We start from the raw sequence: 12,399 nt of genomic DNA on the forward strand, positions 1-12,399 counted from the left end.
GCTGTTTTTGCAATAAATTTTTTATCGTGTTAAAGCTAACGTACATAGTTATGGCTATAGTTGATGGTAAACTTATTTAAGTGACAGATGAGTCCATTCTCTTTAGAAAATAGTGGTTACGTATATGCTGATTACAATGCAACTGCTCCAATTAGTGAGAATGTAAAAAAAAGTATATTTGAGGTCTTGTTAAAACAAACGCTCAATCCATCATCACTACATAAAAGAGGACAAGAAGCGAGGAAGATTCTTCAGGATGCAAGAGATAACATACGTGATGCTCTTGGTGTTCCAAGTGATAAAGAAATAGTTTTTACGTCTGGTGCGACTGAAGCGAATAACCTTGTTATGAGAGGAATAGCAGGCTATCTGCATGTAATTTCAGCTATAGAGCATCCTTCAATTCTTAATTCTGCATGTAATCCATATATAATACCCGTTAATCAGGAGGGCATTGTTGACTTTTTAGAGCTAGAAAAAATTCTAAGCGAACTTAAAGGAAACAAAGCAATAGTTTCAGTTATGATGGCAAATAACGAAACCGGAGTTATTCAGCCTGTTAAGGAAATAGCTGAAATAGCACACAAATTTGGAGCAATTTGCCACACTGACACTGCTCAAAGTGTTGGGAAAATTAAAGTTAATATGGAAGATTTAGGAGTGGATTTACTCACTTTATCCGCCCATAAATTTGGCGGTGTAGCAGGCAGTGGAGTTTTAATATTCAATAAAGAACTTGCGATAGAACCTATTATAATAGGTGGTGGACAAGAGAAGGGATTTCGTGGTGGTACGGAAAATATTGTTGCGATTGCAGGCCTTTCTGCTGCACTGCAAAATATTCCAGACCTTCTATCAAAAATGGATGAAGTAAAGGAGCTACGTGATCAATTAGAGTGTGAATTATTAAATCTTGCCAGTGATATAAGAATCTTCGGTAAAAACTCTAAGAGGCTGCCAAACACAAGTTTTATTTATATGCCAGAAGTAAAGAGTGATGTGCAGCTCATGCATTTTGACTTGAATCATATTGCAGTTAGTAATGGTTCTGCATGTTCTTCTGGAAAAGTTGAGCCTTCCCATGTTTTGCTTGCAATGGGGGCAACAAAAGAGCAAGCAGAGTGTTCAATTAGAATCAGTATAGGTCCAGAAACTAAACCACAAGACATAAAAAAAATAGTGGATTGTTGGTATAATATCTACAAGAAGAACACCTTGGTATAGATAATACGTGGTATCATGCAGGGAGCTATAAATTAGATGTAAAAACTTACTTGACACCCTTCGCCAGCCCCCTTATCATAACAGTGAAGCTATTTATTTATCTTCGCAATCTCTGCAGTGGATTAATGACAAAAAACTTAATGTATTTGGCGTAAATCATGCTTAATTTTTGCACTATGTGCACCTCATGTCTTTATAAAACTTCTAGGTTTCTACCTATATAAGCTGAAACGCGCTTATAAAGCGTTTAAGACAGTAAAAGACGTCAAATAGACAAGGGAGAATTTGAATACTAGCTACTCTAGGGTTTCTTTGCCTTTTTTTCCGCTCAGTAAATTTCTTAACATTTATAATTTAGGTTAATCGCATTTAAAAGCGGCTGAATCGTAGCGTTTAGAATAAAAAACGCCAATATTTTGAAGTACATATAAATAACTAGTCACCAACGGGGCTTCTTTTGCCTTTTTTTTCGTTTGGTAAATTTCTTAATATTTATGGCTTAGGTTAGTTACAAATTAAGAGCAATATTCACGGAAATGGTGTCATTCCAGTGCTTGACACTGGGCACTTTAGACAATGTTACAAAAATAATATCATAGAATTCAATAGGATAATTCCTGGTGTACAGTCCCAGAGTGTGATGGTATGATAAAATATGAGAAAACAATACCATCAAAGGAGGAATTATGGGACCATACACCTAGAGGCTGTATTACAAGAATTTTGGGCGAACTTAGTTATGTGTAATATATTATCGCTTCATATGTGTGATGCACAAGGGCCTTGGAACCCAGATCAAATTACTGAGTATCGTTTAAATTTTTCAGTTTTATTTGGTGTAATGAGGCAGAAACTTTATCAAGTACTTATGTAACCGTTCACGGAGATAAGGTGGTTTACAAAGTAAGTATAAAAGTGTAAAGAGATAGGAAGCTAAATATGGAATGGGTAAATGACAACAGTGCTGCAAGAAAAGGTTGTAGCAGAAAACGCTAATCTCAAGGAAGAAATAAAAGCACTGATCAGAGAAAATGATAGCTTGAAAGCAAAAATAGTTGAATTAGAAGACAAATTGGGCTTAAATTCGCAAAATTCATCGCTGCCACCATCACGAGATATATATCGTAAGAAAGCAAAAAAGAAAAGTGATAAAAAACCAGGAGGTCAGCCAGGACATAAGGTGCATAAGCGTGAATTAATGGCTGCAGACGAGGTAGTGAGATGCACAATTGATACAATTTGTATGTGTGGAGGTAAGATTACTTTAGAAGATGAAATTATTCATCAGAAGGCAGAGTTGCCAGAAATTAAGCCAATTGTAACTGAGTACAGGTTGCAAAGAGGAGATTGTAGAGTATGTAATAAAAGAATTACAGCAAATTTACCCGAAGGTGTTGCAAGAGATTTTCTAGGACCCAATGCTAAAACAGTTATAAGCAGCCTTAGCGGCTTTTTTATTAACTCAAAAAGAGAGGTACAGCAAATTTTGGGCAGTATTTTTAATCTAAATATAAGCCTTGGTTTAGTCTCAAATACTGAACGCAGGGTATCGAAGAAGTGTGCATCTGAATATGAGAAAATGAAGGAAGAGTTGCAAGGAAGCGAGTATTTGCATATAGACGAAACAGGGCACAGAAATCAAGGAAAGAGAGGCTGGAGTTGGGTAATAACAAACAAAGCGTTGACACTTCTGAAGGTAAGCGAGTCTCGTGGTAAGAAGGTGTTGAAGAGTTTACTGCCAGAATATGATGGTATAGTTGTGAGCGATAGATACGCTGTATACAATTACTTCAATCGTGAAAATAGACAGATATGTTGGGCACATCTGGCAAGAGATTTTGAGAGATTTGCCCATAGTAAAAATGTTGAAGTGAGCAAAATTGGCCAAGCACTAAAATCGCTCAGCAATAAGGTGTTTGTAGTAGATAAGGCAAAAAAACAAAATTTGATAGATAATTTGAGATTTTATCGACTGGTGCGAAAAATTCGGAAAAGGGTAAAACATTTTTTACGTAAAATGACGAGGGTTGCAAATAGTACTCAAGCTTCAAGAATGGCCGCTAAGATGTTACGATCTGAGGATATGATGTGGAAGTTTTTAAGAAAACCTGAAGTGATAGAAACAACTAATAACCTTGCAGAACGGCAAATTAGACGGTACGTAATTTATCGTAAAAACAGCTTTTTCACCTGGCCAGAACCCCTTTCAAAAGCTACAGAATCTAGTAGCTGTCACTGCTTAGTTCTTTAATTCATTCTCACAATCCGTGAACGGTTACGCCCTTTTTAAGCATGCGTGCTAAAGTTAAAATTCGACCAGGGCAGCCACAATAAGGTAGATAAGCCCAAACGCCATCATGTTTTTAGGAGAGTTTGCTAATGGAGGCTCTTAAGTTGACGCCATTGGCTGAACGGATACCTCTTAACTTGACGCGTATGGTTTATTTAACACTCCCAACGGTTACAAATAATTCACCATTTCTTCTGGTTTCACTATCCTTTCAAACTCCTCCTCAGTGAGCAGTTGAAGTTTTGCTGCTGCTTCTTTTAGAGTGATATTTTCTTTATAAGCAAGCTTCGCTATTTTTGCTGCATTGTCATACCCTATATGCGTATTTAATATAGTGACCAACATTAACGACTGATTCAGTAAATCTTTTATCCTCTCTTCATTTGCCTTAATACCAACTACACATTTTTCTGTAAAATTTAAACTTGCATCAGCTAAAAGTCTTATAGACTGCAAAACATTGTAAATTATCACTGGCTTAAACACATTCAATTCAAAATGACCGTTTGAACCACTAATGGTCACAGCAACATGATTTCCCATAACTTGAGTGCACACCATAGTTACTGCTTCACACTGAGTTGGATTCACTTTACCTGGCATAATTGAAGAACCAGGCTCATTTTCCGGTAACATTATTTCCCCAATTCCACATCTTGGACCAGAACCAAGCAACCTTATATCATTTGCAATTTTCATTAAACTGACTGCTACTGTATTGAGTGTTCCACTGAGCTCAACTAAAGCATCGTTTGCTGCTAGCGCTTCAAATTTATTGCCTGCTGAAGTAAATGGAAGATTAGTAATTTCTGCAACTTTGCTTGAAAAATCTTCAGCAAAACCCTTTTTAGTATTGAGTCCTGTGCCAACCGCAGTGCCACCTTGTGCAAGCTCGTATATACCACTTAAAGTTAATTTTACTCTCTCTATCCCCTTTTTAATCTGGGCTGCATAGCCAGAAAACTCCTGTCCCAGTGTTAGGGGCGTTGCATCTTGTAAGTGAGTACGTCCTACTTTTATTATATTTTTAAATTCCTGACCCTTATTATCCAGCACCTTATGCAATTTTTCAAGATTTGGAATAAGCAAGCAGTTTATTTGCTCTGCTGCTGCTATATGCATTGCTGTTGGAAAGGTGTCATTTGATGACTGACCATAATTCACATGGTCGTTTGGATGTATCGGAGATTTACTACCCAAATTACCACCTAAAATCTCTATTGCGCGATTGCTGATCACTTCATTCATATTCATATTAGTCTGCGTTCCGGATCCGGTTTGCCAAACAACAAGCGGAAATTCATTATTAAATTTGCCATCTATTACTTCCCTTGCGGCTGCGCAGATTGCGTCCCCTACCTTATTATCTATGCTACCCTGCTTCATGTTAACACGTGCTGCTGCAAGTTTTACTATTGCTAATGCTTTAATCAGAGGCTCTGGCATTTTTTCTGTGCCAATCTTAAAATTTTCTAAAGAACGTTGAGTCTGCGCTCCCCAGTAATGTTCACTTGGTACTTTTACTTCCCCTAAGCTGTCTGATTCTATTCTCGTTTTTCTATCCATATTTTCCTTCTTAGCGTCATGCAAACTGGTTCACTACATAATTTTTTCATGTCTACTTCTTGGTTAATTAAATCATACTAGATCCAAGTAGTCAAGTGTGACCTTACCCAGAAAAAGTAGAGAGAAAGTTAAGACGTTTTTGGAGTAAAATAAAACGTTTTTTCAAAATATGGCAAATAGTTTATTCTCTTTGTAAAAAACATTCCAAACTTTCTCTCCACTTTTTCTGGGTAAGGTCAGTTCAGCTATAGGCAGCAATTTTCTGTATTTACTTTAAATTGAAGAAAGCTCAAATGAAAGATCGTGTTTTGCTAAAAATCACAGAATGCAGTCTGGTTACAATTATTTATCACTAGTGCCTAAAGTGATCTCCTTTATCCTCTCATCTGCTAGTATTTTTAATTCCTCACCGTATCTATAATAATTTCGCTTTATAACGTGTAACTCATCAGCAGAAGAAGAATCTAATTTAGGGTAATATTCGTAATCGCAATTTTCTTCGATGTCCTCAATACTTATAGATGATGCTAAAAGTGGAAATAGAATTAATAGTAAAGTTAGTAGGATTCTTGTACAACTATTACACCACGTCCTGGGTGTCATTCCAGCGCGTGACCAGAGAAAAAAAGATATGGATCCCAGTGTCAAGCACTGGGATGACAGAAGATAGTGCAAGAAATTTCGTAAAAAGCTTTTCATACCAACTATTTAAACTCAATTGTGTTATAAATATATTAATAGCGAAAAAAGAAAAACAAGGTTTAATTTTCTTTTTTATTTGCGATTTATCTATTAATTAACCGTGAAAGGTTACGTGTAATGCTCCTTCACATAATTATCAATAATTGCCTTAAATTCTTCAGAGACATTATCACCTTGTAAAGTTTTGAAATACTTGCCGTCTTTGTAGACTGCTGAAACAGGTTTTTCTCCATATCCAGGCAAGCTGATTCCCAAATTTGCGTGTTTGCTTTCTCCAGGACCATTTACTATGCATCCCATAACAGCAATGTTCATATGCTCTACACCTGGATTTTTTTTCTTCCACATCGGCATATGAGTTTTTATATAGCCATTCACTTCTTCAGTTAATATACGAAAACGATCGCTACTTGTGCGCCCACAACCAGGACATGAATTAACCTGAGGGTTAAAGTGTCGCAAGCCTATAGATTGCAATATTTCCTGACACACCACCACTTCATTAGTACGCAATTCACCAGGACGTTGAGTCAAAGAAGCCCGTATTGTATCTCCAATGCCATTTTGCAATAAATAAGTAAGCCCTGCTGCGGTATTTACCACACCTTTATTGCCCATACCAGCCTCAGTTAAACCCAAATGCAGCGCATAATTGGAAGATTTTGCAAGTGCCGTATAAACTAAAATTAAATCTTGTACTTTGCTAACTTTACATGAAATGATTATTTTGTTTGAATTTAGACCAATTTCTTCAGCTTTTTTTGCACTATCAAGAGCAGACATTACAAGTGCTTTGCGCAGTATAACATCAGAAGGCCTTACATTACTAAGCGAAGAGTTTTCATCCATCAGTTTTTGTAAAAGGTATTTATCAAGACTACCCCAATTTACCCCAATTCTAACAGGAAGATCGTGCATTATTGCATACTCTATCACCCTTTCAAATTTCTCATCACGTTTGTCGCCAAAGCCTATATTGCCTGGATTGATTCTAATTTTACCCAGCATTTTGATGTTGTCTGGATAATCTTGAACTAATTTATCTAGCTCATATTGACCGCAGCCTACCAATATTTTACCGTCAAAACCTTCTTTATTTATCTCTTCTACTATATAAGGTATTGCTCTTGCTACCTCCTCTGAGTTCAAGGCAATTCGCACCAATTCTGAACCTGCACGCGCTAGTTCTGTTATCTCTTTTGCATAATGTTTTGCGCTACTTTTTATATCATCAGAATCTATATGCACACCAAGCGCCATAGATTGTACGACTATAGGATTATTTCCACCTATCTTTACTTTTCCAACTTCTACAACATGAGTTTTGTGCCTGGAAATTGGCGATAATTCATATGCTTTATCATTCAATATTAGATCTTTATCTAGCATACTTATTAATTGTGATACTATTTTACTGTGTCAGCTACGCTGCCAAATGAACTCGAACCATTCAAACTATAAGCATCTACGTTATCCAAATTAGCAATAGAATCATGTGAGCACGTTTTTCTTGATGGATTTTCTTTTATAGTGACATTTATAGGAGAAACTTTTTTTTCTCGTGTTGAAGTAACTTTCTTCCCTTCTTGTTGTTCACTTTCATGCTGCTCGCTTTCATACTGGGAAACTGGCTCTTGATCTATAAATACAGCACCCTTTAAACGTGCGATATTAATACCATGCTGATTTATCATAGCGCTCTCTTCATCGTCGACTATGCACGCTTCCATGTCATTTGGCTCATTATCAAGACTAGCAATTTTTTTCTCTTTTAATTTTTTGATTAGATCTTCTTTATTTATAGCTCGATCTTGTGACTTTTTTTTCTTGAGCAATTCCCTACGCTTCTCATACAGTTTATATGACTCAGCAAAATCCTCATCTGTATGAAAGTTTGCACCACCAGGGTTACCAGGAGGTATGTATCTCTTACTGAGCTTAGATTTAGCTTCAGCACTATGCACAGTAAAAAAGCTAGAAACCAAAAACATTAATATAAATAAAACTTTAGAAAAAACCCTAAGCATATGGTGCTATAGTAAATATCGTGTTTTAAAAGATAGCAATTAACGAACTTTAAGTAAACCAGAATCTTTACTAACTTTACAATAATATGTTACAAATATTTTTCTAAAAAGTGATATATTTGCTATCAAAAAAACCTACATAGGCTAAGAGAAGAGTAAGGTGTTACAAGTTGCGTAACACCTTTACAAAAAGAGCGTCATCAACTTAATAAGTCAATCAGTGGTGTTTCATGACTAGCGATATTGTTTCCATCAAGTTTTGTGTCTGGCGTATCTTTAGACAAGTCGTTTTTCTTTTCCTTATCAAGCTTAACTCCCTGATAGATGCAGAATGCAACAAAAGAAGTTATCGCTATTGCGGCAACAGCAATGACTATGGCACAAATTAGTAGTGTTTTTTCTTGATCTGCTACTGTTTCTGTGAGTGTTTCCACTTTTTCTTCCACGTCTGCGAGTCTTTCTTGCAAACCGTCTAAATACTTTTGTATACTTTCGAACCGTCCAGCATCGATCTTTTGAGCTGCCTGCAATTCCTCTAACCTGCTAAATGCAATTTGAAGTTGATCAGCATTGATCTGTTGACCTTTTTGCAATTTTTCTAGTGCACTGAATGCCTTTTGAAACTGCTCAGCATCCATCTGTTGAAGTTTTTCTAGTGCTTTTATTGTCGATTCACTAGAACCGAATAACAAATCATGAAGCCAATTTGTTGACATTTTTACCCCCTAATTAATTAATATATTACTATTGTACGTTCTTAGTACTTAAATTAGTATTAAATCAACTGTTATTATGTATTGATCTTTTAATAATTTTGTTTGACTTGCTTTTTGAGGGTGTAGAAACTTAAGTTAAGAAAGAAGCCCTGTTATTCAACCAATATCTCTCTCTTTCCTGAGTAATTTGGAGAGCTGACAATTCCTTCTTTTTCCATTCTTTCAACAATATTTGCAGCTCTGTTATAGCCTATTCTAAGTTGTCGCTGAATGTAACTGGTTGAAACTTTTTGATCTCTTTGAATGATGGCCACTGCTTGATTGTAGAGGTCGTTTTCTTCATCCTCTGTTTCACTTTCTGATTCCACAGAAGAATTTTCATCTTCTTTGGTGATTTCCTCCATATAATTTGGCTCACCTTGCATTTTTAGATGATCAACTATATCTTGCACCTCATTATCACTTACAAATGGGCCGTGAACTCGAATGATCTTACCACCAGAGGCCATATAGAGCATATCACCCATACCGAGCAATTGTTCAGCTCCTTGTTCGCCAAGTATTGTACGGCTATCTATCTTAGAAGTAACAGCAAAACTGATTCTCGTTGGAAAGTTCGCCTTTATCACACCTGTGATCACATCCACAGATGGGCGTTGTGTTGCCATTATGATGTGTATTCCTGCAGCACGAGCCATCTGAGCTAAACGTTGAATAGAGCACTCTATCTCTTTGCCGGCAACAAGCATCAAATCTGCCATTTCATCCACGATCACTACAATATACGGAAATGTCTCCATCTTGATTGGTATTTTTTCAAACAAAGGTTTGCCTGTTGTTGAGTTAAAGCCAATCTGCACAACGCGCTCCAATTCTATTCCACTATTCATTGCTTCTGTGATTTTTTGGTTATAGTTTATTACATTGCGTACATTTAAATACGACATCATGCGATAGCGATTTTCCATTTCTTTCACTATCCACTTAAGAGCGATAACAGCCTTTTTTGGCTCTGTTACTACTGGCGCCATTAGGTGCGGTATTGCATCATATATTGAAAGCTCAAGCATTTTTGGGTCGATCATTATCATCTTACATTCATCAGGACTTAATCGATAAACGAGCGAAAGAATCATAGTGTTAATCGCAACTGATTTACCCGACCCTGTGGTTCCAGCAACGAGCAAGTGGGGCATTTTAGTCAGATCTGCAATAACTGGTTTTCCACTTATTTCTTTGCCAAGGGCAATTGGGAGATTTAAGTTTGCATTCTGGTATTCTGGTGATTCAAGCAAATCACGCAGCATTACAATTTCTCGTTCCTTGTTCGGCAACTCTATTCCCATAGCATTTTGCCCACGAATTATTGAAATACGTGCAGAGAGTGCACTCATCGAACGTGCAATGTCATCTGCAAGGCCAATTACTCTTGCAGATTTCGTACCAGCTTGTGGTTCAAGTTTGTATAAAGTCACAACCGGCCCATAGCATACACTGATAATTTTTCCTTGCACGCCAAAATCACTCAGGACTTGTTCCAGCAGAGATAAATTTTTATTGCTCTCCATTTCATTCAGCTGCTTTCTCTGCAAAGACTCCTCTGCTTTAGAAAGTAAATGAATGCTTGGAAACTCGAACTCACTGGAAGGTTTAAAAATTTCTTCGGTAGCTTTTTTCTGTCTTTCTTTTGGTTGTTGTTTAGTAGTGATTTTAGTTCTATGTTTTTCTTCTACTACTAATGGTGCAACTGAATATTCAGCAGTTTTATGTGATCTGAAGAATGGAACATTTACAAATAAGCAAGCTATTTTTTTACATAAGAAGAATAGAGAGTAAATTGCTCTCTTCCAACCAACCGATCCTACAAGACCTATTGATGTTACTATCACAAATACATAAAATGGGCAGTTATTAACGAGTGCATTCCCTATTATTCCACTGTGTCTGTACCTTGCAGTGATGCCTAGCGAAAGTTGTGGTAATATAGCACATACCCCTAAATTGATTAATATTAAATAGAGAATTTTCAGCAGTATTTTTGCTGGCCTGAAGATCAACAAGTAAACTATGGTTGTAGCTATTGTAACACTAGTTAATCCAAGAAATTGAACCAATATATCAGCTAAATATGAACCTACTATTCCACCTAAATTTGTCACTTCCTTATTTGTAGCCGTGTTTAAGGAAGGATCTTTATAGTTGTAGCTAAAAACTGATATATATACATATATTAAAAGGGATAGATATATTGCTGATTTTAGATATTTTTTTAACATCTACCTAAAGTAGTAAGCTACTGTATATTTTACAAAGTGAATTGTTATTAGCAATATCATTATAGATAAATCTAATCCATTGAACGGTGGTATATATCTTCTAATAATCTTTAGTGGTGGATATGTCAATTGGTTCAAGATGTGCATTATGCTACTGACAGTTTCATTATATATGTTCACCATATTAAGTTTAACCAGCCAGTTTAAGACAACCCAACATATTAGAATGAAGCTATAAAGATCAAGTAACGTGTTGAGTAGATATATAATTGGATGCATGCATATCTATTACACGAAAGTTATAATAAAGACAAGTATTTAGCCTTTTCAAACTCAAAATGTTGTTTTTGCTGAACCAAAAAAAACTTCATTTTTTGAGCTGCACCTAAGGTAGGAGGAAGGAGGGCTGTATAAAATATATTTAATGTTTCAGTAGGTCCAATATTGCCTGCTTGTAAATATTGTCCCTGTGTCCTATTGAAACAATAATTACTATACGTTTTGCAGTATTTACACGATAGACAATACGGTAATCATCAGCAACTTTTATTCTTCTATGTCCCTTTAATCTCTTGCGTAGCAACACACCGTTACCAATAGGATCAATCTCAAGATACTTTTTTATTGCGTCTTTAATACTTGGCTTTACATCTTTCGGCAAGAAAGGCAAATTTCTTTTAAGAACATGCTTTAGATATTTAATGGTGTATCGCTTATTTCCAGATGTCTTCACTATCCTCTACTTCTTCTGCATCATCAGCATTTAACTCCCTAATAATTTTGGAAAATGCAATATCTTCCGCTTCAAGTTCGATTGCTTCCTTGACTAGCTTTTCTGTTAATTTTTGAACAGACTGCTTAGTGGCTCTAGCTAGTTCAACAAGATGCTGCGAAGTTTTTGGGTCAAAAGTTATACTAATTCCTGAATCTGCCATATGTTTTACCAAATTCTACTAACAATTATACAACATTTTTCTGAATTTTTCAATAAAGAAAGTTGATGATATGTAAGAAAAATTCTGCCACCTGCGTTAACAAACAATTAAAGATTTAGCATATTTGTCTACGATAGTATTCCTCTATTCTATTACTTAAGTTAGACCACTTTTTTCTATTAATATTTTTTGTTTACAAAGATGAGCAATTACTCATCACGCAGTTGATCTATGGATATAATACTACCGTTTGATAATTTTTCAGTACATTTTTCACTTTTGTATTCTTTATCAGAATCGATACTGATTTTGTCAAATATTAAAACATCTCCTGAAATTTTATCACGAAACTCACTAATAGCAAAAAACGGTATAGTAATTCGCTCTTGTTTTCCTTGAAAACTCAAACTGACGCTAAATTTATCCTCAGAAACTTTTAAATCATAGAATTGATGCTGTAATATAATAAGCATTTGAGTGGGGTATGACTTTTTCAAACGATCTGGCATGGTCACACCATTAAAATATGTGAAAAATAATATTTCTAAATGAGGGATAAAACCATTACCTGATATAACATCTAAAGTCTTTTTGATAACTTGAAACTTGGCAGAATTAAGCAATTTTTTGTAATCTGTTTGCTCCATATAACTTCCACATACG

The 12,399-nt window shown here is 35.8% G+C and carries 11 protein-coding genes and 1 pseudogene; 3 read left to right on the top strand and 9 right to left on the bottom strand.

Annotated features, from left to right (window positions below; genetic code table 11):
* The first annotated feature begins 87 nt into the window (after nucleotides 1–87).
* The 3 genes and pseudogenes from WKH12_RS04020 to tnpC all read left to right on the top strand — a co-directional run bounded on the left by WKH12_RS04020 (nucleotide 88) and on the right by tnpC (nucleotide 3,475).
* Nucleotides 88–1,224 carry a cysteine desulfurase family protein gene (locus WKH12_RS04020; RefSeq protein WP_264736021.1) on the top strand — a complete coding sequence of 379 codons (1,137 nt, stop codon included), beginning with the start codon at nucleotides 88–90 and terminating at the stop codon, nucleotides 1,222–1,224.
* A gap of 697 nt (nucleotides 1,225–1,921) precedes the next feature.
* Nucleotides 1,922–2,095 (top strand): annotated as a pseudogene (locus WKH12_RS04025) (IS4-like element ISWosp8 family transposase); the annotation flags it as partial.
* A gap of 81 nt (nucleotides 2,096–2,176) precedes the next feature.
* Nucleotides 2,177–3,475: an IS66 family transposase gene (gene tnpC, locus WKH12_RS04030; protein ID WP_434732069.1), complete on the top strand. Its 1,299-nt coding sequence runs from the start codon at nucleotides 2,177–2,179 to the stop codon at nucleotides 3,473–3,475.
* Between the two features lie 210 nt (nucleotides 3,476–3,685).
* On the opposite strand, the gene fumC is transcribed toward tnpC, so the two are convergent.
* The 9 genes from fumC to WKH12_RS04075 all read right to left on the bottom strand — a co-directional run bounded on the left by fumC (nucleotide 3,686) and on the right by WKH12_RS04075 (nucleotide 12,383).
* The gene (gene fumC / locus WKH12_RS04035; RefSeq protein ID WP_434732070.1) at nucleotides 3,686–5,080 is read right to left on the bottom strand and encodes a class II fumarate hydratase; all 1,395 of its coding nucleotides are present in this window, start codon (nucleotides 5,078–5,080) and stop codon (nucleotides 3,686–3,688) included.
* Nucleotides 5,081–5,890: 810 nt separating this feature from the next.
* Nucleotides 5,891–7,171 (bottom strand): flavodoxin-dependent (E)-4-hydroxy-3-methylbut-2-enyl-diphosphate synthase, encoded by a 1,281-nt coding sequence (ispG, locus tag WKH12_RS04040; protein WP_434732071.1) that lies wholly within the window; start codon nucleotides 7,169–7,171, stop codon nucleotides 5,891–5,893.
* A gap of 17 nt (nucleotides 7,172–7,188) precedes the next feature.
* Complete coding sequence (locus WKH12_RS04045) at nucleotides 7,189–7,809, bottom strand: TRP75-related protein (protein WP_253309909.1); 621 nt, start codon at nucleotides 7,807–7,809, stop codon at nucleotides 7,189–7,191.
* A 200-nt stretch (nucleotides 7,810–8,009) separates the two neighbouring features.
* Nucleotides 8,010–8,525 carry a hypothetical protein gene (locus WKH12_RS04050; protein WP_434732072.1) on the bottom strand — a complete coding sequence of 172 codons (516 nt, stop codon included), beginning with the start codon at nucleotides 8,523–8,525 and terminating at the stop codon, nucleotides 8,010–8,012.
* A 152-nt stretch (nucleotides 8,526–8,677) separates the two neighbouring features.
* Nucleotides 8,678–10,801, bottom strand: a complete 2,124-nt coding sequence (locus WKH12_RS04055) for a DNA translocase FtsK (protein WP_434732073.1) — start codon at nucleotides 10,799–10,801, stop codon at nucleotides 8,678–8,680.
* A complete protein-coding gene (locus WKH12_RS04060; RefSeq protein ID WP_006279515.1) occupies nucleotides 10,802–11,080 on the bottom strand; it encodes a YggT family protein in 279 nt (92 codons plus the stop codon).
* 142 nt (nucleotides 11,081–11,222) lie between these two features.
* On the bottom strand, nucleotides 11,223–11,534 hold the full coding sequence (locus tag WKH12_RS04065) for a type II toxin-antitoxin system RelE family toxin (protein WP_264687877.1): 312 nt from the start codon (nucleotides 11,532–11,534) through the stop codon (nucleotides 11,223–11,225).
* Nucleotides 11,515–11,736 (bottom strand): hypothetical protein, encoded by a 222-nt coding sequence (locus WKH12_RS04070; RefSeq protein WP_253309905.1) that lies wholly within the window; start codon nucleotides 11,734–11,736, stop codon nucleotides 11,515–11,517. The genes WKH12_RS04065 and WKH12_RS04070 overlap by 20 nt, the downstream gene beginning before the upstream one ends.
* Before the next feature lie 209 nt (nucleotides 11,737–11,945).
* Nucleotides 11,946–12,383 carry a ClpXP protease specificity-enhancing factor SspB gene (locus WKH12_RS04075; RefSeq protein WP_006279412.1) on the bottom strand — a complete coding sequence of 146 codons (438 nt, stop codon included), beginning with the start codon at nucleotides 12,381–12,383 and terminating at the stop codon, nucleotides 11,946–11,948.
* Nucleotides 12,384–12,399 lie beyond the last annotated feature (16 nt).

The sequence above is a fragment of the Wolbachia endosymbiont of Zygogramma bicolorata genome, from assembly GCF_051130665.1.
Classification (GTDB): domain Bacteria; phylum Pseudomonadota; class Alphaproteobacteria; order Rickettsiales; family Anaplasmataceae; genus Wolbachia.

Coding starts and splice junctions, on each gene's coding strand:
- WKH12_RS04045 (WP_253309909.1), bottom strand. CDS start 7,809: ATGCTTAGGGTTTTTTCTAAAGTTTTATTTATATTAATGTTTTTGGTT.
- ispG (WP_434732071.1), bottom strand. CDS start 7,171: ATGCTAGATAAAGATCTAATATTGAATGATAAAGCATATGAATTATCG.
- WKH12_RS04050 (WP_434732072.1), bottom strand. CDS start 8,525: ATGTCAACAAATTGGCTTCATGATTTGTTATTCGGTTCTAGTGAATCG.
- WKH12_RS04060 (WP_006279515.1), bottom strand. CDS start 11,080: ATGCATCCAATTATATATCTACTCAACACGTTACTTGATCTTTATAGC.
- WKH12_RS04075 (WP_006279412.1), bottom strand. CDS start 12,383: ATGGAGCAAACAGATTACAAAAAATTGCTTAATTCTGCCAAGTTTCAA.
- WKH12_RS04020 (WP_264736021.1), top strand. CDS start 88: ATGAGTCCATTCTCTTTAGAAAATAGTGGTTACGTATATGCTGATTAC.
- WKH12_RS04055 (WP_434732073.1), bottom strand. CDS start 10,801: ATGTTAAAAAAATATCTAAAATCAGCAATATATCTATCCCTTTTAATA.
- fumC (WP_434732070.1), bottom strand. CDS start 5,080: ATGGATAGAAAAACGAGAATAGAATCAGACAGCTTAGGGGAAGTAAAA.
- WKH12_RS04070 (WP_253309905.1), bottom strand. CDS start 11,736: ATGGCAGATTCAGGAATTAGTATAACTTTTGACCCAAAAACTTCGCAG.
- tnpC (WP_434732069.1), top strand. CDS start 2,177: ATGACAACAGTGCTGCAAGAAAAGGTTGTAGCAGAAAACGCTAATCTC.